The 24403-nt window shown below is 26.5% G+C and carries 20 protein-coding genes and 1 CRISPR repeat array; of the genes, 2 read left to right on the top strand and 18 right to left on the bottom strand.

Annotation, left to right across the window (positions count from 1 at the left end; all coding sequences use genetic code 11):
* Window positions 1-121: 121 nt before the first annotated feature.
* From cas1b to JJC01_09040, 11 genes are all read right to left on the bottom strand, one after another.
* Entirely contained in the window at window positions 122-1120 is a 999-nt protein-coding gene (gene cas1b, locus JJC01_09090) for a type I-B CRISPR-associated endonuclease Cas1 (protein ID UDN59997.1), read from the bottom strand.
* A 33-nt stretch (window positions 1121-1153) separates the two neighbouring features.
* On the bottom strand, window positions 1154-1648 hold the full coding sequence (cas4, locus tag JJC01_09085; GenBank protein UDN59996.1) for a CRISPR-associated protein Cas4: 495 nt from the start codon (window positions 1646-1648) through the stop codon (window positions 1154-1156).
* 132 nt (window positions 1649-1780) lie between these two features.
* Window positions 1781-3723: a CRISPR direct-repeat array (repeat unit 30 nt; unit sequence ATTTAAATACATCTCATGTTACTGTTTAAC).
* Between the two features lie 207 nt (window positions 3724-3930).
* Window positions 3931-6501 (bottom strand): CRISPR-associated helicase Cas3', encoded by a 2571-nt coding sequence (gene cas3, locus JJC01_09080; protein ID UDN59995.1) that lies wholly within the window; start codon window positions 6499-6501, stop codon window positions 3931-3933.
* A gap of 23 nt (window positions 6502-6524) precedes the next feature.
* Window positions 6525-7268 carry a type I-B CRISPR-associated protein Cas5 gene (cas5b, locus tag JJC01_09075; GenBank protein UDN59994.1) on the bottom strand — a complete coding sequence of 248 codons (744 nt, stop codon included), beginning with the start codon at window positions 7266-7268 and terminating at the stop codon, window positions 6525-6527.
* 1 nt (window position 7269) lies between these two features.
* The gene (locus JJC01_09070; protein ID UDN59993.1) at window positions 7270-8259 is read right to left on the bottom strand and encodes a type I CRISPR-associated protein Cas7; all 990 of its coding nucleotides are present in this window, start codon (window positions 8257-8259) and stop codon (window positions 7270-7272) included.
* Window positions 8252-10006 (bottom strand): CRISPR-associated protein Cse4, encoded by a 1755-nt coding sequence (locus tag JJC01_09065; protein ID UDN59992.1) that lies wholly within the window; start codon window positions 10004-10006, stop codon window positions 8252-8254. The genes JJC01_09070 and JJC01_09065 overlap by 8 nt, the downstream gene beginning before the upstream one ends.
* A complete protein-coding gene (gene cas6, locus JJC01_09060) occupies window positions 9997-10692 on the bottom strand; it encodes a CRISPR-associated endoribonuclease Cas6 (protein UDN59991.1) in 696 nt (231 codons plus the stop codon). The genes JJC01_09065 and cas6 overlap by 10 nt, the downstream gene beginning before the upstream one ends.
* A 366-nt stretch (window positions 10693-11058) precedes the next feature.
* Window positions 11059-12114: a flavodoxin-dependent (E)-4-hydroxy-3-methylbut-2-enyl-diphosphate synthase gene (gene ispG / locus JJC01_09055; GenBank protein ID UDN59990.1), complete on the bottom strand. Its 1056-nt coding sequence runs from the start codon at window positions 12112-12114 to the stop codon at window positions 11059-11061.
* A 185-nt stretch (window positions 12115-12299) separates the two neighbouring features.
* Window positions 12300-13304, bottom strand: coding sequence for an RIP metalloprotease RseP (gene rseP, locus JJC01_09050; protein UDN59989.1), 1005 nt, complete (start codon window positions 13302-13304; stop codon window positions 12300-12302).
* Window positions 13305-13316: 12 nt separating this feature from the next.
* Window positions 13317-14471, bottom strand: coding sequence for a 1-deoxy-D-xylulose-5-phosphate reductoisomerase (locus JJC01_09045; protein ID UDN59988.1), 1155 nt, complete (start codon window positions 14469-14471; stop codon window positions 13317-13319).
* A 259-nt stretch (window positions 14472-14730) separates the two neighbouring features.
* On the bottom strand, window positions 14731-14934 hold the full coding sequence (locus JJC01_09040; GenBank protein ID UDN59987.1) for a helix-turn-helix domain-containing protein: 204 nt from the start codon (window positions 14932-14934) through the stop codon (window positions 14731-14733).
* Between the two features lie 399 nt (window positions 14935-15333).
* On the opposite strand from JJC01_09040, the gene JJC01_09035 reads away from it, so the two are divergent.
* Both JJC01_09035 and JJC01_09030 read left to right on the top strand, forming a co-directional pair.
* On the top strand, window positions 15334-15483 hold the full coding sequence (locus tag JJC01_09035) for a hypothetical protein (GenBank protein ID UDN59986.1): 150 nt from the start codon (window positions 15334-15336) through the stop codon (window positions 15481-15483).
* Window positions 15484-15522: 39 nt separating this feature from the next.
* A complete protein-coding gene (locus JJC01_09030; protein ID UDN59985.1) occupies window positions 15523-16059 on the top strand; it encodes a hypothetical protein in 537 nt (178 codons plus the stop codon).
* Window positions 16060-16646: 587 nt separating this feature from the next.
* Here JJC01_09030 and JJC01_09025 read toward each other — a convergent pair.
* From JJC01_09025 to JJC01_08995, 7 genes are all read right to left on the bottom strand, one after another.
* On the bottom strand, window positions 16647-19691 hold the full coding sequence (locus JJC01_09025) for a diguanylate cyclase (GenBank protein UDN59984.1): 3045 nt from the start codon (window positions 19689-19691) through the stop codon (window positions 16647-16649).
* Between the two features lie 617 nt (window positions 19692-20308).
* Complete coding sequence (locus tag JJC01_09020) at window positions 20309-21088, bottom strand: phosphatidate cytidylyltransferase (protein UDN59983.1); 780 nt, start codon at window positions 21086-21088, stop codon at window positions 20309-20311.
* Window positions 21089-21100: 12 nt separating this feature from the next.
* On the bottom strand, window positions 21101-21835 hold the full coding sequence (locus tag JJC01_09015) for an isoprenyl transferase (GenBank protein UDN59982.1): 735 nt from the start codon (window positions 21833-21835) through the stop codon (window positions 21101-21103).
* 28 nt (window positions 21836-21863) lie between these two features.
* Window positions 21864-22067, bottom strand: a complete 204-nt coding sequence (locus tag JJC01_09010; GenBank protein UDN59981.1) for a hypothetical protein — start codon at window positions 22065-22067, stop codon at window positions 21864-21866.
* A 2-nt stretch (window positions 22068-22069) separates the two neighbouring features.
* Window positions 22070-22627: a ribosome recycling factor gene (gene frr / locus JJC01_09005; GenBank protein UDN59980.1), complete on the bottom strand. Its 558-nt coding sequence runs from the start codon at window positions 22625-22627 to the stop codon at window positions 22070-22072.
* A 25-nt stretch (window positions 22628-22652) separates the two neighbouring features.
* Window positions 22653-23357 (bottom strand): UMP kinase, encoded by a 705-nt coding sequence (locus tag JJC01_09000; protein UDN59979.1) that lies wholly within the window; start codon window positions 23355-23357, stop codon window positions 22653-22655.
* Between the two features lie 83 nt (window positions 23358-23440).
* On the bottom strand, window positions 23441-24352 hold the full coding sequence (locus JJC01_08995; GenBank protein ID UDN59978.1) for an elongation factor Ts: 912 nt from the start codon (window positions 24350-24352) through the stop codon (window positions 23441-23443).
* Window positions 24353-24403: the final 51 nt, after the last annotated feature.

Here is a 24403-nt window from a genome sequence, read left to right as displayed (position 1 = left end):
TCTCTGAGAATTTCTACTTTTAATTTGCACTATTATAATAGTATATTATGTATATTTAATAATAATATCACTATTATAATTCTAGTGTTATTACATTAAGGAATTTTATTTATTTTTAAAATTATAGACTATATTTTAAATTATAAGGAATAAATTCTTTTTGTTCCATTATACATTTTAATATTTTATAAGCATCTAGTTTTATACATGTTTTCAAACTTACCTTTCTTTTCAATTTTGGATGCTCTTTTACAGATTCTAACCTTTCTTCTAAGGAATTTATAAAAAGCTGTTTTCCTTCATCATTTAAAATACAATAATTCAATTTTTTATCAAAATGTTTTTCAACATTTATTTTTCTATTATTTACTAAATCAAATATAGTTTTAAATGTTACTGCATGTTTAAAATTTTCACTTAAGTCTAAGCTTAAAGAAAATCTACTTTCACTTGGTTCATGTAAGAAACTTACACTTTGATTTAGATGGGTATTATATATAGCAGTTACAGTTTTAGCATATAATATACTATTTCCAAATGATATCATAGCATTTAGGGGATTATCTGGTGGTCTCTTAACTCTTTTATTAAAAATAAATTCTTCTCTTAAAATATATTTAAAGGAAGAGTAAAATATTTGCCAAATATCTCCTTCAACTGATAATATTTCTTTTATATTATTCGATTTTTCTAATTTATTTAGAGAATCTTTTTTTAGATGTGATAATAATGGTTGTATTTCTGAATTTCCATGTTTATAATAATGTGATAATGTATTTATTGTATTAATCCTTATACCATTAACTATAGATTTTGCTATTTCTTCTCTTCTATTCTCAAAGGTTTTTACCTGAGCTACAGTTACCTTTCCACTTATCAAAAATTCTTTAGGATAAAAGGTTCCGCTATATCCACCATAGTAATTAAAAAAATGAACAACAATATTTGCTCTCGATAAAAAATCAAGTAATTTAGAATTTAATGATACTTCATTTAAACAAAATATTTCGCTAGTATTTTCTACTGGTATGTACACATTCTTTCCATTTTTTCTAAAGCATATTGAATTGTCTTTTCTTGAAAGCTCTCCCATTGAGCCAATATATTTTGTCTTTCCCAATAATGACACCTCCTTATATGTTGTTATCTAATTTTATATATAACAATACTCATAATAAGCGCATTTTTTACACCCTTTTTTTAAATCTGGATATGGTGCTTTATCCCTATTTATTAAATCGACAATGTCCTTTTCTATAGATACAAGCTGTTTTTCAGTTTCTTCTCTCAAATCTACAAAAACTATTTTTTTGTCGGTTTTGTTTTTTTCTATAAATTCAATTTTTCCTTTTCTAACAATTCCTTTTTCTTTTAATATTTTTAAGTATAAAAGAACTTGCCATTTGACAGCTTCTACATCAGCATCAGACTTTTTAATCTCTACTAAATATTCTTTTGTTAATTTATCTATCTTTATATTTTCAATTGCAATTTCTTTATGTTTTGAATTTTTTTCTTTTAGCTCATGAAGAATTCTACCTATTTTTACATCTTCACTATTTTCTTCTAGGTTTATTCTATTGCCAAGTAGCCAACATTGTCTTTTACAATGAAAATAGTAATTTATTAAAGTTCCTGTAAGCTTCATAATATCACCTATTTATTTGATTATTTATATATAAGTATATCATATATTGTCTTATTCAGAATATTAAAATTTATAATTTTACAATATAATTTACTATAAAATTATTTTTATTTAATTTAATATTGTATAATAATTTAAATACATCTCATGTTACTGTTTAACTTTAGTGATGATATAGAAATAAAATATAAATTAAAATTTAAATACATCTCATGTTACTGTTTAACTAATAATAAAAGTGCAGGAATGTATTTTATACGTTAATTTAAATACATCTCATGTTACTGTTTAACAAAGCTAACTCGTTAGAAACAAATACGTCGAAATTTATTTAAATACATCTCATGTTACTGTTTAACGCTGTTATATTAGAAGATTGCATTAAGAGAAGCACATTTAAATACATCTCATGTTACTGTTTAACTTTTACTTTCTTTAAGAGTTATAAACCGTTTGTCGATTTAAATACATCTCATGTTACTGTTTAACCACCTTCTCGTGTAATGGCTGAAATTGGTAAATTTGTATTTAAATACATCTCATGTTACTGTTTAACGAGTTTTGTAAGAGAAAAAAAGATATATTGTAAATTTAAATACATCTCATGTTACTGTTTAACACTCAATAACAGCAGGACCTTTAGCAGCTAAGTTGAATTTAAATACATCTCATGTTACTGTTTAACGTACGTTGGTAACTCTTTTACACTAAGCCCAAGACTATTTAAATACATCTCATGTTACTGTTTAACAATGTGTACTATGACACAGAAAATAAGTGCTACAAAGATTTAAATACATCTCATGTTACTGTTTAACTAGAATTGCAAGGGCTATATTAAGTAATAATAGGAATTTAAATACATCTCATGTTACTGTTTAACGAACAAATTAAAAGGGGTTGTAAGGACTTCAACTTCAATTTAAATACATCTCATGTTACTGTTTAACAAATGAATGTGATAAGAGTATGTATGACATAGATTTATTTAAATACATCTCATGTTACTGTTTAACCTTTTTAGTTGCTCCAGTTTGATTTATTGCAGTTAAATTTAAATACATCTCATGTTACTGTTTAACAACGGCTACTAACGCCTTCAACCTACGGCTTTCAGTATTTAAATACATCTCATGTTACTGTTTAACTTATCTATAAAGGTTCGGAAACCTTGGCTAGACATAGATTTAAATACATCTCATGTTACTGTTTAACTACATACTGCAATAACAAAAGGTTTTAATAAAGCCAATTTAAATACATCTCATGTTACTGTTTAACGTTGCTATATAATTGTATTCTCCTAAGTTGAATCTTGATTTAAATACATCTCATGTTACTGTTTAACAAACTGACTTAGAAGAGTTAGAGGAAAAATTATTATATTTAAATACATCTCATGTTACTGTTTAACTATAATAGATGCAATAGGAAACCCAGCTACACTAAAATTTAAATACATCTCATGTTACTGTTTAACTTACTTCCCAGCTGATTCATTTCATTTCCAAGTCTTATTTAAATACATCTCATGTTACTGTTTAACGGAATAGAAAATCATAGAACTAAAGTTATAGAAAGATTTAAATACATCTCATGTTACTGTTTAACTTAGATTTAGGCAATAGTTCGGATGATTATGACTATTTAAATACATCTCATGTTACTGTTTAACATAATTATCTTCGTTCCATCTGGGACATATGAAATAGATTTAAATACATCTCATGTTACTGTTTAACATATTGGTGAAATTAAAGAATATAAACCTTATAAATAATTTAAATACATCTCATGTTACTGTTTAACATTACCATCTTTCTGTACCTCAATTCTATCAATTAGATTTAAATACATCTCATGTTACTGTTTAACACTTGCACGACACTTTTTTATAGAGGAGGTATTATATTATTTAAATACATCTCATGTTACTGTTTAACAGTATTACAGTGACAGACCCAGAGTTGAGGTTATATTATTTAAATACATCTCATGTTACTGTTTAACGTAGGGACAGGGAGTTCAGTTGGCAATGTAATTTTATTTAAATACATCTCATGTTACTGTTTAACCACTGTAAAAGCAATATCTCTTAAAAGGATATTGCTTTTAAACACATTGAAAAGACTGATATATAGATTTTTTATCCCAGCTAATCATAAAAAATCTATAAAAGTTATAAAATATTTAAATTTCAATACTTAGAAACTATTCTTCATTTACTAGCTTGGGATAAATTTTAATTACACTATACTATATATCCTATTTCTAATCTAACCTTACCATATATACTCATGTTCTACATTTTCATTAAATTTGCTTCTATCAAATTTACCATCTGTAAAATACTGTTCACCATCATCAATATAAAAAATATCTCCTATATAATCATTAAATGAATTATCAAATTTACGAAGTTTATATGTAAAATAATCTAATTTTTCCATAATGTCAGACATCTTTACTCTTTTTTCAGAATAGTCAATATCATTGTTTTTTAATAGAGAAACATAATCTTCCCAAACATCACTTCCTACAACTATATTTCCAGATTCATCTTCTACTTGAGTGTTCAAAAAAATTGTATAATCTCTTAATTTATCTATCAATGTCATCCTTTTATTTACTGATTTAAAATCTAATTTACCTACAACATCATTTGTAAAAACATCTATATTTTCGTCATTATGTTTATTTTTATTTTCTTCTATTCTAGCTATTATTTTGTCGTAGTACTTTTCAAAATCTTTTTCTAAAATAATTTCTCTATTGCTCTCCTCATTCAGGGTTAAATTTTTCTCTTTTCTAATATCTTTCCTATATATCTCTTTTGCATCATCTAAATTAAAAAAATAAACTTTTGAATTTAATTTTTTACAAGACCTATTTATCCTTCCCAAAAATTGTTCGTCTGAATCAATTATAGATATATCTTTAAATCCCAAATCCATATCTATATCCACTCCAGCTTCTACAACTTGTGTAGCAACTAAGATTACAGATCCTATATCTTTAATTTTATTTATTATTTTTTTTCTCTCTAATTTATTATCATCTCCCGTTATTAAATAAATGCTTTCTGACTTATCCTTCAACTTTTCTTTAATATCCTTGTAAAATTCTAATGCTGATGATTTCTTTATAAACTCTATTAGTATCTTATTATATCTTTCTGATTCCTCTACAACCTTTTTTGCTATTTCTTCAATAGAATTAACTTCTGAATTTAACATTTCAAAACTTATATTTACTCTATCTTTAAAAAGTGGATTCTTAAAATACTTATCTCTGTACCTTACTAAATAAGCAAAATTATCATCATTACATCCTAATTTATTTAATCTAGGTAAAGTTGCAGACATTATAATAATTTTTATATTTAATATTTCAGCATACTTTTCTAAGAATAAAATAATCTCTTTCCATATCTCATTTTTATAGCTTTGTATCTCATCTAATATAACTACACTATTTATCATATGTACCAGTGGGAAACTTTCTTCTCTTGAAACTCCAAATAAATAATTAAAAAAACCTATGTTAGTAGTAAGTACTATAGGATAGTGTAAAAACTGTCTATTTAGCAAGGATTTTTCATAGTCAATTTTTTGTTTTGTGCTATAGTCTTTAACATCTTTATTATCTTCTTCGTCATCATAGGTCTGTATCGGAGTTATAGAATTTATAACCACAACATCCTTTTCTATATCTTTAACAGAATTAAACAAATCATTTATAAATACACTTTTGGTTTGTTCTACTAATGTATTGAATGGAAATATATAAAATATTTTACTTAATGATTGATTTAATTCTATAAATTTTAATGCTAAATTTATAGATGTAACAGTTTTTCCACTTCCAGTAGGTGCTTCTAAGTAAAATATATTTTTACTTAGATTATACGTCATTGTTTCTTCAACTTCTATACTCATCTCTGTTCTCAATTTATTTATATCATTATCTTCATATGGACATTTTTCATCGTTATTTAGATATTCTCTGTACCTATTCATATTTTCATATATTTTAGATTTTTTAAATACATCATAATATTTATTATGATTATCAATAGTCCCAAAATCATTTATAGATTTTCCACTATTATATTCTGATGTGGCATAAAAATCACAAGATGTAACAATTGCAAACATTAATTTTGAATATATATATACGTCTATATCTAAACCATCTTTTATAGAACTATCATCCAAATACTTATATGTATCACTAATTATTTTTTTAATAGTTTTTGAAGTTGATTTAATCTCTAAATTATAATTATGTATAAATAAATCTTTAAAATTATCTTCAATATTTACAAATTCATTCTCAAAAGAAGATAAAAATTCCCTAAATGATTTCAAGACTCCATGGTGCTTTGATATTACATATGTATTTATCATTAAAAACAACTTCAATATCTTTTTCTCTTCAACATCAACTTTCTTTAACTTTTCAAAATAATAATCAAAATACAATATAGACGAAATAAAAGAATGTTTAGTATATCTTGTTGAAATACTTTTAAAATTTTTATTGTTCATTTTTACAGATTGAAATGAAACATTAATTTTACCTAAATCATGCATGTAAACCATATTTAACATAAGTTCTCTATAAAAATCCTTACTTAAATAAGAGTTATTTTTAAAAAATTTATCTTCTATTCTTTTTAAACAAGATTCTAAATCTTTTTTGACACATAATTTCATAAAGTATGAGTATACCAAATCTGAATGTTCTTTCAAAGTTTCTGGAGATTTATCCTTATTTATATGTGCATAAATATTTTGATAATTATTTACATTGCTATTTATATCAAATAATTCAACTTTTTCAAAATACATATATCCCTCCTGGATTTATAAATTTAAATAAATATTAAATTCATATCCCTTACTTTATATACATCTTTTTTACTAAGCAATTTAACTGGCATATTAGTAAATATTATGGTTTCTAAAATATATTGATTAGTTATTCTATCTAACTTACAAGGAAGCTTCTCTTGATACTTAAAAGGTTCTTCATAATCATCGTCATCATCATCAAAATCATATTTCTCAAATTCAAAATCTTCCCTTGTAAAAAAACTATCTATTTTATCAACACTTTCTGATTTATAAGCATCACTAATTAGTTCAATTCCACTTATATTTGCTATATGGTCGTTTTTTCCTAAATAAGGTATGTAAACAAATTTATTAGATAAAAATCTATTTTTCAAATCTCTACAAATATCTGTATCTTCTAATTGTATATATATATCCCAATTAGGATTTTCAAGCCATTGCTCTTTTACTATTAGATTTCCCCCTTCTTCTTTTGAAGCATATCCTACAGAATTATTAAATCTCTGAATCTTTTTATCTATATATCCAAATTCATTTTTTGGAACTATCGATATTTTTATATTCTCAAGTTCAGAGTAGAATTCAGGATATTCGTCATCTTTAGTCTGTTGATTATATCCCTTAAGTCCCAAGCAAGCTCCCAAAATTCCCATAAGTGCGACTTTATGTATATTTCCATAAGTAAAACAAACTATACTATTTACATCTGGCTTTTTAAAAAATGCAGTTCTCCCACTTAGGTTAAATTTTAAGACTTCCATCTTATACCTCTTTTCTTGTAAATATATTTATAAACTTTACTTTATCTAATTTTGATGCTATTTTCTCTTTGGAAGGCTTTATTTCTGTTTTATATGGATTATAATATATTTCTATACTATTAATTTCTTCTGCTAAGTCAATCATTAAGTCAATCATATTTAAAGAAATTAAATCATTTTCATTTTCTTTCTTTTTAAATGCTATATATTGAGTTAAATCTGGTAAATATACTTCTTCATTTGTTTCAATAAATATTGCAAATTCATTTTCACATCCGATTTTTGAATTTGTATTAAACGCAGTCGCACTCACTAGAGCAACTTCTTTAAATTTTTTATAATCATTTTCAGTATACCCCTCAGTTACACCCATACTAACAAAAGCTTCATAGGCCTTTGGATTTATTGAAAAAGGATAAAAATAATGCGCTTCATCACTAACTATTTTTTTACCTAAAGTAGTTGAATTAGCATCTTCCTTTTCTTCTTCATTTGTCGATTTTTTCTTATCTTTAGCTTTTGGGTCTCTAAATGGAGAAAGTATTTGTTGCTCTTCGACATTGCTATCTTCATACTTATTAAATCCTTGACCAATTTGTACTGCTCCTGTAATTCCTATATTATTTCCTACTTCTGCAAATGTAGCTCCAAAGTTTTTGACATCAATAGCTTTAAATAAATTTTCTAACACATTTTGTTGATTTTTTTCTACCTTTAAATCTTCTATATCAAACAATTCTTCATATCTCTCTTTTAGTGACTTTGGTCTGACTTTGATTTCTCCTTTCTTAGATTCATCTATTTTTAATGACTTTATATATAATACTTTTTCACCTTCATTTTCCCACATTTTCTTCATAGGAAATTTAAGAGCTTTGTCACTTCCAAAAATTTCTCCTGTTGATATAGTTTTTGGATATCCAGAAAAATCAGCATTCCAATTTGACATTACAGATTTTATTCCTAACACCCCATATACTCTCTTATTCATCTTCTTTCTCCTCTCTTTTTGTATATATTAAATTAGAATATAGGTAACCACCTATTAATAAATCCCCATTAATTTTTTTATCTTCTACTTCATATCCTACAATCATAGCATATAAATTATCAAACCTCTTACTACCATAATCTATGGCATAATTATATTTTTTAAACAACTTCCTTATCTCTAGCATAAGCTTTTCCTTATTTCGTGCATTTAATATAGGATTAATTAGAGAATGGTTTTTATTTTTTGATGACTTATTTTTAGATATAAGATATGAAGCTAATTGTCCAATTGCAAAATAGTATTCTTCATCACTTTGTATACATTGTGTTTGTTTAGAATTTATTTTTTCAAATAAAGATTCACTAATATATTTTATTTTATCTGCCATTTTATATCCTCCATAAAAATAATTTATTATAGCTATTCTTAAGTTATACTGTTCCTTGGCTTTTACATAGTTATTGTTTTTTATAGAATTTTTAATTATCTCCATAGAATAGTTTGAAAAAGTTTGTTTTACTATATTATCCCTACCTTTATAAAACCATGTATATAACCCATCTCTATTTCTAACCAATATATCTCTTAGAATTAAATCATTTAAGTTTATTTCTTTAACTTCTCTGAAATAACTATTACACATAAATGTATTAAAATATATAGTATCAATAGTTTTTTCTAATTTTTTAAGATTATTAATATATCCTACTTCTAAACTTGGATTTAAACCATACTTGTCATATTCTATTGGTATTACAAACTTTACATTTATTTTTTTTATTTTAGTATTTAAATTTACCACAGTATCAAAATCATGTATTTCTAATTCTTTACCCTTTTTTATCCTCAGTATATAGCCACTAAATTCGTTTGGTATGTCAGTTTTCCTATGAATTCCTTTTTCACTACTTATATATACTAATTCTTCTCCACTGGATGCTTTATTCATTAAATAATCAAAGAAAGCTTTCTGTAACAAAACTTCATCTTCATCAATTAGATATGGTGTTGAGTTTTTCTTTCGTGTTTTTAATTCTAAAAATGGCTTTTTTGCATTTAACTGCATATTATTGTTTGGTAATCCATAGGTTTTACCATCAATAGTTACATTAAAATCATTTTTATTATATATATTGGGAATTACATATTTTTGACTTTCTATATTGTATATATCTATCTCTTCATCAAAAAATATTTTTAAATAGTTTTTATCTTTTTTTACATCTTCAACTAAAGTAAATATATTATTTTTTATCCACACCTTTACCTTATTTAGATTATTTTCATCTGTTCTACCATATTTTTTTTCCATAGAATCAAATATTTCTTTTTTCTTTTTATCATATTTAAGCCCTGGATTTAGTAACACATCATAATAGTTATTAATAATATCTTCTGTAAGCTTTATGCTGTTATTTTTGTCGGGTCTTAAATTTTCTTTTTTAATAAAAAATGAAAGATAGTTATTACTATGAATTATCTTTTTGTCATCAATAGGTTTATTCATATCTACCAGTTTTGACAAGTAATCCAGTTTTGAAAACTTGCTATATAATTCTTCTGTATTATCTCTATTACCCTTTGAAACTTCCAATTTTTCTATGATAGAAAAATCTTTTACCAATACATATGAGCCCTCAGATAAAACATAATTATCTGTTATAAGACTATTCCCTATAGCCCTATATTCTTTTTCAAAAATCTCTAAGCAATCCTTTAACAAACCTTCACCTCCTATAACCATCTATAGTTTACAAAACCAAATCCACGAGAATTGATTTCTCCAACCCCTACTCCAAGTGCAAAGTTTGAAATTTCTTGAGCCATATCATTTTCTGATACTTTAAAACTTATTTTATCTCCAAGTAAGGATATATTTTTATATTTCATGGAAATAGGTTTTTTGTTTATAAACTTAATCATATTAAATAATTCAAAATTTTCATCTATCTTGCTGTTGGTAAATTCGTTGTATTTTTTTATTAAATTTTCTCTAATTCTTTTCTCCAGATCTTCTACTGTATTACTACCCTTCCAATATCCATCCTCAAACTTTGCTATCACTGGAGTAATAGAATAAATACTTTCAATATGTTTTTTAGGAATTACTTTTTTACTCATTGTAATGACCTTTATTTTATCAGAATATTGATTTTTTAGATTCCTCATAAAATAAGTTCCTAACTCACTATCTACTGTTCTAATAATAAAAGTGTAGATACAATCCTTCTTATAAATTTTATCCTTTTCTAAAGGATATAGCAGATTGAAAGAATAATACTTAAATTCATTTTTATTATGAAACTCTCTATATTTATCTTCCATAATTAATGTATCATCTATTAATTTGCATATTTCTTTGGCTACATTATCTAAATAAATATTTTCAAGAAGGTATACCTTCACTGATAATTCTATACATTTAACCAATTCATAAACACCCCCCATTTTCTGATAATTGATATTAATAAACTAAATATATTAAGACCTTTGTATCTATTTAACAACAATAAATTATAAAAAATAACTTCTATCTAATAATTTCTTTATTAAACAACTTTTTCCTTTAAAATTTTTATTTTTTTGTTCGACAAATCATTTAACTTAAATTTTAAATCAATTTTATTCTATCAACTTTGTTAATTCAGCTTTATACTGTTAAAATATCAAAAACAAAGTATTATACAACTATAAAATGTTAAAATTTAAAACAGCTAGATAATTAAATACTATAGATAAAGTTTATTCTAAAAGTATTTAATCATCTAGCTGTTTAATATGTTTTAAATATATACTCTATAACTTATCAATTTCATCCAGTAACTCATCAACCAATTTATCACCATTAATCATTCTTACAATTTCACCCTTTTTAAATAAAAGACCTTCACCCTTACCACCAGCAATGCCTATATCGGCTTCTCTAGCTTCTCCAGGTCCGTTTACAGCACACCCCATAATTGCAACAGTAATATCTTTTTCCATACTACCAATTTTATCCTCAACTTCATTTACAACACTAATTAAATCTATATTACATCTTCCACATGTAGGACATGATATAACTTTAATCTTGTCATTTAAAAGACCCAAGCTTCTTAAAATCTGTTTACCAACAACAACCTCTTCAACAGGGTCACCTGTCAAAGATATTCTGACAGTATCTCCAATCCCTTTAAGAAGAAGTGCTCCCACACCTATAGAAGACTTTATTGTTCCTTTATGAACACTTCCAGATTCAGTAATTCCAATATGAAGAGGATAATCAACTTTCTGTGATATTAATTCATATGCATCAACAGTTTTATAAATATCAGATGATTTTAGAGAAATAACTATATTATAAAAACCTAAATCTTCAAGAATCTTAATATGTCCCATAGCACTTTCAACTAATGCTTCAGCAGTTGCAGAACCATATTTATTTAAAAGTTCTTTTTCTAAAGAACCTCCATTAACACCAATTCTAATTTTTAGATTTTTTTCCTTGCATTTCTCAACAACCATTCTAACTCTTTCTATGTTTCCAATATTACCAGGATTTATTCTAACACCATCTACACCCTGTTCTATAGCTTCAAGTGCTAACTTATAATCAAAATGTATATCAGCAATAACAGGTATATTTACATTAGACTTTATCTTTCCTATATTTTTAGCTGCTTCCATATCAGGAACAGCAACTCTAACTATATCACAACCAGCTTCTTCTAATCTTTTTATTTGAGATATTGTAGCCTCTGCATCTCTTGTATCAGTATTTGTCATAGATTGTATGCTTATAGGATTTTCTCCTCCTATTTTTACACTCCCAACACTAACTTCTCTTGTCTGTCTTCTCTTGTAACTCATATTTCACCTCTATATATTATTTTATATTAAAATTATTCAATATCTTAAAAAATACTACAAACTACATATATATTATAAATTAAAAAGCTATATAGTTAAACAACTAAGAATAAATTTAACCTTTTAAAATTAATTTATTCTCACTTAAAACTACATAGCTTTTTTAAACTTTATATAAAGTTAAATTATTGAAATAACCTTAATATATCTTTATATGTTATAAAAAGCATAAATAACATTAAGGCTCCAAATCCAACTACATTTATCATACCTTCTTTATTTGGGTCAAGTTTTTTACCGCCTCTAACAGCTTCTAATAATAACATAAGGATTCTCCAACCATCAAGGGCTGGTATTGGTAATAAGTTTACTATACCTAGATTTAAACTTATGACAGCTGCCAAATAGACTACATTTATAAGACCTGTTTGGGCTGCATCTGATACCATACCAATAACACCTACTGGTCCTGCAACAGCATTACCAATTCCTCCTGGTACACGTCCTGTAACCATTTGACCTAAGAATGTTAACATCTGTTTTGTCATATCCACAGTAGTTTTACATGCATTTACTATTGAACCAAAGAAATCTTTTTCTCTTTGTGGCTGAATTCCTATTTCATACTTTCCATTCTTATCTTTAGGAATTACATTTACAACTTTATCATTTCCATCCCTAGTTATACTAAGCTTCAATTCTCCACCAGAAGAAGTATTTATAATATTTGCAACTTCATCCCAAGTCTTAACAGAATTACCATTTATTTTATTTATCTTATCTCCTACTTGAAGTCCTACTGCTTGTGCAGGAGTATCTTGCATTATTTTTCCAAGTGTAGTAGTTGGAGAACCTATATACAAAAACACTGGTACTAAAAGTACTGCTGCCAGTATTATATTAAATATTGGTCCTGCTACAATAGTACTAAATCTTTGTAGTATAGATTTATTTCCAAAAGAATTTGGACTTATTTGTTCTTCGTCTTCACCCTCCATACTTACATATCCACCAATTGGAAGAGCTCTTATGGAATACTCTGTATCTTTTTTTACACTATATATCTTAGGTCCCATACCTATAGAAAACTCATTTACCTTAATCCCACTTCTTTTTGCAAATATAAAATGTCCTAATTCATGTATTAATACAATTATACTAAATAGTATTAATGCAGCTATTATAGTCATAAATTCACCTTCCTATTTTTTTATCAGATTTTCAACATAAGCTCTACTCCATCTATCTGTTTCTAAAATTTGTTCTAACGTTGGTTTGCTTATGCTTTTATGAACCTCTAAAGTTTTCTCTATGTAATATGGTATGTCATAGAAACCAATTTTATCCTCTAAAAATTCACTTACCAAAACTTCATTTGCAGAATTTAAAACAGAAGAATAAGTTCCACCCATCTTTAGACATTCATAAGCTAATTTTAAACATGGAAAAGTCTCCAAGTCTGGTTCTTCAAAGGTTAAAGTACTAAATTTCGAAAAATTCATTCTTTCAAAATTACTTTCCATTCTATCTGGATATGTAAGAGCATATTGTATAGGCAACCTCATATCTGGACATCCTAATTGTGCAATTATAGAACTATCTGTATACTGTACCATTGAGTGAATTATGCTTTGTGGATGAACTACTACATCTATATTTTCTTGTTTTACTCCAAATAGCCATTTAGCTTCTATTACTTCTAGTCCTTTATTCATAAGAGTTGAAGAGTCAATACTTATTTTTCTTCCCATACTCCAGTTTGGATGCTTTAAAGCTTCATTTTTAGTTATATTTAAAAGTTCTTCTTTTTTCTTTCCTCTAAATGGACCACCAGAAGCTGTAAGTATTATTTTTTCTATATTTTTATTATTCTCTCCATTTAAACACTGAAATATAGCACTATGTTCACTATCAACGGGAAGAATATTTACATTATATTTTTTTGCCTCTGCCATTACAAGCTCTCCAGCAGTTACTAATGTCTCTTTATTCGCTAATGCTATATCTATTCCCTTCTTTATAGCACAAAGTGTTGGGACCAATCCTATCATTCCCACAACAGCAGTTAAAAGTACATCAATTTCATCTAGTGATGAAATTATTTTTAAACCTTCCATTCCTGTTAAAACTTCTATCTCTATATTTTGCGGCAATATTTCTTTTAATTTTAATGCTTTGCTTTCCTCAAAAACTGTTACATATTTAGGTCTAAATTCTACAATTTGTTCAAGTAGTAATTCAATACTGCTATTAGCTGATATTGCAACTACCTCAAACTTGTCTCTATTTTCTCTAACTACATCTAAGGTTTGCTTACCTATAGAGCCTGTAGAACCTAAAATTGATATTTTTTTCATATAATAATCCTTTCTAATAATAAATATACCCTACCAAGACATTATAACACTACTAAAACAATTATTTTTACTATTCACAAAAACTTCATATAATTACTGGAAAAATATATTTAGTTTACATTATAGCATTACTCTTTAATTTTAATTTATTCACATATAGTTACTTTTATTTTTAATCCAATAAAACTCTATCTATTAAATTAAACCTTACCTATTCTTTATATGTTTTTTACAATATTATTAAAATATTTTAGCATCATTAAACATCCTTTTTTATTTCTACAACATCTTCTATTTTACAGTCTAGTGCTAAACATATCTTTTCCATTGTATCCATAGAAACAGACTTATCATTTCCTAATCTACCTAAAACAGAAATACTTATACCTGATATATTTACAAATTCCATCTTTCTTATTTTTCTATCAATTAGCAATTTCCACAATGGAGTGTATGAAATCATTTTATCACCTCTTCTAAAATCTATTTTATCATATTTTATCTATTTTGAAAAATTTTCATCTTTTTCGATAAATAATCATTTATTCAAAATTGGCTAAAAACATGTTCTTTCAATATTGATAAATAAATTCATTTTAATATAACAATAAATAGCACCTATCAAAAATATGTTTTAAAATAATCTGTATCTAATTAAAAAGCTTTACAGAAAATTATATTTATTAACTTTAAGTAATGATAGAAGTAATTTCTTCTGATTATAAATTTGTATAATCATTATCCCAAGTTAACATAACATTCTAAAAAATAAAAAACTTCAATGTTACTTTTTTATATAAATATGTTAAAATAAAACAAAGTAATGGATTAAAAAACTATACTATTAATAGAGGGTTATTAAATGAAACAGAGTGAAAAAAGAGAAAATGAATTTATAAAAAATAGATGGACTTTAGCTGTCATAGAAAAAGAAAAAAAGGTTACTTGTATTATTCGTTATTTACTAACAATACTTGCTATCATTGCTCTCCTTACTCCTATGAAAATTTAATTTTCCATCTATATATTTATATTACTATTCAGTTGGATGATGTATTTATGGCTATATCCTAAAATGCTACTAGAAATACCTAAAGCAAAAGAATCAAGAAAGTATCATATACCATTTCCTTTAACAGCATGTTCATTATCTATGTTAACTCTACTTTTATCAACAAACACCCTAAATACACCAAATAACGAAAGATTTAGTTTTTCTGCTATTTACATGATAGTGTTGTTAATTTTTTATGCCTTAGTATTAATTATCAAAAAAAGATATGAAACAAAACTTAAAGTATTACTGGTTACCTTATCTACATTTATTCTTAGTTTTTCTACAACACCAGCATTAAATTATATAGCAACATTAGATAAACCTGAGTTTGAATTTGTAACAGTTGTTGATAAAGAAATAAATCCTTCTCGCTCTGGGAACGATTACTATCTTAAAATAAATGTAAATAATAAAATAAAAAAAATGAAAGTTACTAATAACATGTATGATTCGACAAATAAAAATAACTCAGTTCAACTTTGTAAAAGAAAGAGTATCTTTGGTTATGAATACTGGACATTGTGCAAATAACATAATTACATTATTAATAAAATCAAATTGAAATCAACTCAATTATTATATGAACATTTTATTCTTATGATTATTAATCTAAATAAAGCCAATAAGAAAAAGCATTAGTTACATTACTAATGCTTTTTATCTATTGCTAATTTTAATTACAAATTTTTTAATTCTTCTAGCATGTTATGTACTTATTACACTTTTACAATATTTATATTATTTTTCAGTCACATATTTATTAAAAAATTCTTTTTCTTCTATTGGTCTAGAAAAATAAAATTCTTGTCCCACATCACATTTAATAGTCTTTAAAAAATCTAAGTCTTTCTTAGTTTCAATTCCTTAACATACAACATACATATCTATACGATGTGACATTTTAATAATGTACTAAATGATACTTGTAGACTTTTTCTCAATTAAAGGTTTCTTTAAGTAAGCTTTTCTAAAATTGAATTAACTGGCTCTGATATTTCATTAAAAGCACTTTCAGTTACCTCTATTATAATGTATCTATATAACTTACAAATAACTAATCGCTTAGTAAAGGTGATTACAAAAGCTTTGTAGTAACATGTGTTTGATTGATTTTATTTTTAGATGGAAAACATACAATATGTATTTTTACCTTCTTCTTTTGCTCTATACAATGCACTATCTGCACGATGATACAACTCGTAAAACTGTTTCCCATCTTCTGGGTATCTAGAAATACCTATACTTACACTTACTTCAAAACATAATTTATCATATGTAAACGTGGTATCTAATCTTTTTAATATATCATGACCTTTTTTTTGTAGGCTTTCTTTATCTCCATTATACTCCATAAATGCTATAAATTCATCACCTCCAACACGGCCAACAATATCTGTTTTCCTAAAATTACTTTTTAGACATTCCGCTAACTCAATTAAGATTTTATCTCCAAATACATGCCCCATAGTATCATTAACATCCTTAAAATTATCTACATCAATCATAAATAATGCATATTTCTTATTTTCATCAACTGATAGCAACATGTGTCTTATCTTTTCCTCAGTAGTACTTTTATTTAGTAATCCTGTCATTAAATCATTTTGAGATTGCTCAATTAACTTATTATACTCTCTCTTTTCTTCATCAATATTTCTTATTTTACCTAGTATCGATATAGTAGCATCTCCAATCTTATCAGGTTCATTAAATACTATAGAACACCATAAATGTACGTTATCTTTAGAACGTATACGTATCTCTATTGCTTCTGGCTTATTACCAATACGTGCATTTTCTAAAGCGTCAAGTAAAATCTGATGGTCTTCTTCATAAATATTTGATAATTGTTCAGAAATTGTTCCTCTTGGTTCTATCTCAAATATACTATAATAGTTATCAGAAAATGTTATTGTACCATCCTTAAAACTATATTCAAATAATATATCTCCCCATTGTTTTAAGGCTGTTTGATAGCGATTAACAAGTCTATTAGATTTTTTATCACTTTTTTCAGAAGTTACATCTGTTGCCTCTGTTACATCCACAATACTTGAATAAAAGTACTTCTTGCCATCTTTATCATTTTCACATAATCTAGAAATCGTTTCTAAAGAAATCAAACGATTATCTTTACATCTAACATGATAATGAAGTGTAACTATATCTCCAGAATTAACTTGGCTTATCATATCTCCAAGTACAACTCTTCTATCTTCTTCTATAATTAAATTGATATACTTTCCATCAAACTTACTTTTAATTTCTTTTTCTGTATAACCTATCAATGATATAAAGCTAGGAGAAATATAATCTAAAGTAAAATTTTCATCAAAATGGATACATTTTACACAAGCAGGAATATTATCTAAAACTCTTCTGTATTTCCAATAGGATTCTTCCATCTCTAAAGACCTTTTCTTAAGCCTATCATTTTCTATTATGACTACAATTAAACTTTTAGAACCCTGCTTACCTTTTACTACATTGCCTGTTCCAAGTATCCATATAGGAGTTCCATCAGATTTTACTACCCTAAATTCAATTGTAACTATATCGCTAATTCCAAGTTGCCTTCTAATTTCATAATTCACATATTCCATATCATCTGGATGCACAAATCCTAATGCTTGATTTTTAAATTTTTCTTCCATCTCTTTAATGGTATAACCTAACATCCTTCTATAGCCTTCATTACATGTAAGAAAAGTAAATTCAGGGTTCATTCCTACTTGAAATATGCCTGCATAAGCATTATCAACCAATTCTTTTATATTCATTGAATGTGTTGGAGTAAAGGCAGAATATACCATACTTTTTTCTTTTTCTATAGAAAGTTCTTTTGATATAACATCTTCCTGATAATTAATGCTCTCAATATTCTTTTCAAAGTAATGCTCATAAAACTTCTCTGCGTTTATAGGCTCATTATAATAAAATCCTTGCAATATTTCTGGTCTCATCTGTTCAATTATTTTTAAAGTTTCTTTATTTTCAATTCCTTCCACATAAACGGACATATTCATACTATGACATAGATTAATAATTTGAGAGACGATTTTTTGGTCTATTACATCATATGTAATACGGTTTAAAAGAGTATGATTAATTTTTAAAGAATCAGCACTTAGTTCACGAAAAATTTCTAAAGATGAATGTTTTGCTCCAAAGCTGTCGAATGTAATCTTAATACCTTGACTTCGAAGAAAATCAAAAGAACTCCTTATTTCTTCTATTTGTTTTATGTTATTATTTTCTGTTAATTCCAATGTAATCAGAGATGGAGATATACCCTCTTGCTTTATAGTGTCTAAAATAAAAAACTTGAAGCTAGGGTCTTCAAGCTGCTGATATGACACATTTATATTCATATTGAAATTTGGCATATATTTTGTCCATACTTTTAATTGCTTTAAAGCTGTTTTAATTACCCATTGACTAACTGTATCCATAAGCCCAGAAGATTCTAAAAAAGGTATAAATTCAGTTGGACCAAGTTTCATTTCAAAATTAGGATTTCTCCAACGAAGCAATACTTCGCATCCATATAGTTTCTTACTATTGTTAAAAATAAGTGGTTGATAATTTAAATAAAATCCTTTAAAATTATTTAATACACTTTCTCTTAGATACTCTATCAACTGTATAGAATACTGCGAAAAAGTCAACTCATCTTTTGAATAGACAATTAGTGTTTTTTTCCCTTGCTTTTTTGCTTTTTCAAATGTAACACGTGCATTTTGGTATAGTGTATCACAATCTATACCATCTTTTGGATAAAAACAAATACTTCCTGATATAGTAAATGAAATAGCATGTCCATTAATCTGTTTTATACATTGTGCGATATCTTGAAACCTATTAAAGAGTTTTGTTAATTCATAACAATCTCCATTTGGATACAAAATTCCAAAACCATTTCCATCTAATCTATATAAACTTATATCTTCAGGTAAAAAAGGTAAAATAGATTTAGAAAACTTTTTTAAAACCCTATCTCCAAATGAATAAGAATATAAGTTATTAATTTGTTCGAAATCATCAATTCCAATAAACATAATACCATATGGCTTTTTCTGTGTTTCTAGACTTGAAAGCATCATTCTCAAATTGTAATTTCCATTTAAATTCGTTAATTTGTCTATAATATTATTAGTTAACATGCCTATTAATCCATCCCCCCTAAATTGCTTTAACTTCTTGAAATAAACTTTTTTCTATTATTTTTTTAATTCCAATAAGATTTTCTAGTTATGAAAATTTTTATATATATAATAAATTCTTACCTAATTCAAAAGCTATTTTTATACTGGTATACTTTAAATTTACATCATCAACTTGATGATGTTGAAGATGGAGTACCTAATATATTTCAATAAACAAGTAAAATATATTATTTATTGAGAATTTAACTATTTGAATTTATTTTATCATATTTTGGAAGTATTTTCCTTTTTTTTGATATATTACTTAAATTATACCCATACTTATCAAATAAAATCAATAATATACTTATGACTTATTAATTATACATAAAAATAAAATTTATAATTGAGAATAAATTAGTTATATTAAGATATATAGCTTATAAAAAGATACTATATTTAAAAATGTCGAAATTATTAAATAAAAAAAGATTTTTTACAATATTTTCTAAATTATAAAAAAATGAAAATAGCCATGTAACTAAATACTCACAGAATTCTTCTGCTTTTTAAAAGTTACATAGCTATTTTCATTACTAGCAATTATAGACTGCCTTTTTAAAACCAACCAATCTTTATCTAATAAAAAATTTAATAGTATTATATACAAAAGGTGCTACTAATATAACACTATCGAATCTATCTAATATACCCCCATGACCAGGTATTATCTTTCCATAATCCTTTATCCCTACATATCTCTTTATTGAGGATGCAAATAAATCTCCTAATTGAGCTATTATACTTCCTATGCTTCCTATTATAGCCAATTGAAGCAAATCAATACCAAATAAATACCCAAATAAAATACAACAAAGTGTACTTCCTATTATTCCTCCAATAGCTCCTTCTACAGTCTTTTTAGGACTCACTTTAGGGATTAACTTATGTTTGCCAAGTAAATAGCCACTAAAATATGCAAATATATCTGTCATAAAAGATATTACAAATATAAGCCATACATAGATATTCCCTCTTTCAAAGCTATTTATAGTTATAACTATAAAATCTAAAAATACTCCTATATAAAAAACTCCTAAAAATGTAATCGAAACATCTATAACATTGCTTTTGCCCATCAACATATAAATTATACTTGCTAAAAATAAAATGAAAAGCACTGCATAAGTATATTCCAATGGTAAGTTAAAAATATTTTTTACAGCTAAATAAATAGAAAATATATACCCTATAATAAATATTGGATGTATATCTTTTATTTTAAATGCTTTATAAAATTCATGTAATGCAATATAAACTATTGCCATCTCAGCTATATAAAGAGGAATCCCTCCATATACAACAAATAGAAATAATGGAACCAGAGCTAGTGAAGCAATAATTCTTGTAAGCATAAAATAATCTCCTTACTTAAGTCCTCCAAATCTTCTATCTCTTTTTTGATATAAATATATAGCCTTTTGTAATTCTTCTTTGTTGAAATCAGGCCAATGTATATCAGTAAAGTAAAACTCAGAATAAGCAACTTCCCAAAGTAAAAAGTTACTCAATCTTTGTTCCCCACTTGTTCTTATGACCAAGTCTGGATCTGGTATAGACTTTGTGCTTAAATAGTTTTTTATAATATCTTCATCAATATTGTTTATATCTATTTTACCACTTTCACAATTTTTTACTATATCTATAAGAGCATTTTTTATATCTGCTCTACTTCCATAGTTCAATGCTAAATTTAAGTTAACTCCTGTATTGTCTTTTGTCATTTCCTTAGCTGAATTTAATTCTCTTATACAAGTTTTTGGTAAAGCACTTATCTCTCCTATAGCTGTTACTTTTACATTATTTTGATGCAGTTCAGCTATTTCATTTCTTAAGTATGTAGATAATAAGTTCATAAGTGTATCAACTTCAAGTTTTGGTCTTTTCCAATTTTCTGTTGAAAATGCATATAGTGTCAAGTGCTTAACACCTAAATTTGAACATTCTTTAACTATATCTCTTATAGTTTCTACTCCAGCCTTATGTCCTGCAGTTCTTGGAAGAAATCTGGATTTTGCCCATCTTCCATTCCCATCCATTATAATAGCAATATGAGTAGGTATGTTATTTAAGTCTATGTCATACATGATGTTGTTATTCATATTTTGCCTCCAATATTGTTCTGACTCCTTAAATTAAGGAGTCAGAAAAGTATGTGATTATTAGTTCTACACTATCACCTATCTCAGATATTTTTATAACTCTAGGAACTACAAGTTTATCTTTATCCTTTTTACCTTCAATAGATTTTATGGTATAAGCTAGATTTTGTTCATCAAAATATTGTTTTACCTCATCTATATGAAGACCTAAAAGGTTATAATATTTTTTCAATATTATACCTCCATTATATCCTTTTCTTTTTTAGCCAATAATGTATCTATTTCTTTTATAAATTTATCAGTCATTTTTTGAACTTCATCTTGTGCTTTCTTTAATTCATCTTCTGTTATTTCTCCGCCTTTTTCCATTTTCTTAATTTTTTCATTGGCGTCTCTTCTTTCATTTCTTATTCTAACTTTAAATTCTTCTGAAGCTTTACTGGCCTTTTTAGCTAATTCTTTTCTTCTTTCCTCTGTTAAAGCTGGTACAGAAAGTCTTATAACTTCACCATCATTAGATGGATTCAATCCTAAATCTGAGTTAGCTATAGCTTTTTCTATTTCATGCATAGCAGATTTATCCCAAGGAGATATCATTAGTATTCTTGGCTCTGGTACAGATATAGCACCAATTTGATTTATTGGAGTTGGAGTTCCATAATAATCAACTCTTATTTTGTCTAACATTTGTGCATTGGCTCTTCCTGCTCTTATAGTTCCAAATTCGAACTTTAAAGCATCAATTGTCCCATTCATTTTCTCTTCTAACTGCTTATGTATTTCTAGTTTCATAATTTTACTCCTCCTTCATTCTTCATTATTTTACAGTAGTTCCTATATTTTCACCTTTTACTGCTCTTATTATATTCTCCGTTGTAAGCTCAAATACCTTTATTGGAATCTTATTATCCATACATAAAGATGTAGCTGTAGAATCCATAACTTTTAATTCTTTTTGTATAACTTCCATATAGCTTAATTCTGTAAATTTCTTAGCATCTGCATGTACTTTTGGATCCTTGTCATATACTGCATCAACATTTTTAGCTAACAAAATAACTTCTGCTTCCATTTCAGCAGCACGTAAAGCAGCAGTTGTATCTGTTGTAAAGTAAGGGTTTCCAGTTCCTGCACCAAATATAACAACTCTTTCCTTTTCTAAATGTCTAACTGCTCTTCTTCTTATATATGGTTCTGCAATTTGTCTCATATCTATAGCAGTTTGAACTCTTGTAGCAACGTCTATATTTTCTAGTGCATCTTGTAATGCCATTGCATTCATAACTGTAGCTAACATACCTATATAGTCAGCAGTAGTTCTATCCATTCCTTCGCTAGTTCTACCTCTCCAGAAGTTTCCGCCACCTACAACTACAGCCACCTCAACACCTATTTCTTGTATTTTTTTAATAGCAATAGCAATATCATTAACTACATCATTATTTATACCAAAACCTCTTTCTCCCGCTAATGCTTCTCCACTTAATTTTAACAATACCCTTTTGTACATTGGTTTATCCATCAGAAACCTCCTATTTCAATCCTTCATATCCATTTTTTCTATTTTTTAAAAAAGAGAACACCTGCGTGTTCTCTCTTTGGTTATTACTTAAGTTGCTTAGCAACTTCTTCTGCAAAGTTTTCTTCTCTCTTTTGTATACCTTCACCAACTTCGAATCTCACAACTTTAACAACTTTTATATCAGAACCTACTGCTTTAGCAACATCAGCAACTAATTGTTTAACAGTTATATCTGGATTTTTAACGAAAGTTTGCTCTAATAAACAAACCTCTTTTAATTCTTTTTCTAATCTTCCTTTAACCATTTTTTCAACTATATTAGCTGGCTTTCCTTCATTTAATGCTTGTTGAGTTAATACTTCTGTTTCATGTGCTATGTATTCAGCATCTACTTCATCTCTTGAAACGTATTTAGGATTCATAGCAGCAACTTGCATAGCTACATCTTTACCTAATTCTAAAACTTTGGCATCTCTAGCTTCTGTTTCCATTTCAACAAGAACACCTATTTTTCCACCACCGTGGATATATCCAGCAACTTGTCCATTAGTTACAACTTTAGCAAATCTTCTAAAGTCTAATTTTTCACCTATTTTTGCAACTCTATTATTTAAAACTTCTTGTAAAGTTATTCCTTCTCTATGAGTTTCACCTAATAAAGAAGCGATATCTTCTTTATCAGTAGCTAATGCCATACAAGCAGCATCTTTAACGAACACTTTGAAGTCTTCATTTTTAGCAACGAAATCTGTTTCTGAGTTAACTTCTACCATAGAAGCAACTGTATTATCATCGTTCATTTCTATTGCAACTAGACCTTCAGCAGCAACTCTACCAGCTTTTTTAGCAGCTTTTGATAATCCTTTTTCTCTTAATAAATCTACTGCTTTTTCCATATTTCCTTCAGCTTCTTGTAAAGCTTTCTTACAGTCCATCATTCCTGCGCCTGTACTTTCTCTTAACTCTTTTACCATTTGAGCAGTTATATTAGCCATTTTTTAAGTTTCCTCCTACTTATTCTATTCCATATTATAAATGGTAAGGGC

The sequence above is a fragment of the Clostridioides sp. ES-S-0010-02 genome, from assembly GCA_020641055.1.
In the GTDB taxonomy this organism is placed as follows: Bacteria; Bacillota; Clostridia; order Peptostreptococcales; family Peptostreptococcaceae; genus Clostridioides.
Note: the sequence above shows the minus strand (reverse complement) of the source record. Positions and strands in the feature narration are given on the sequence as shown.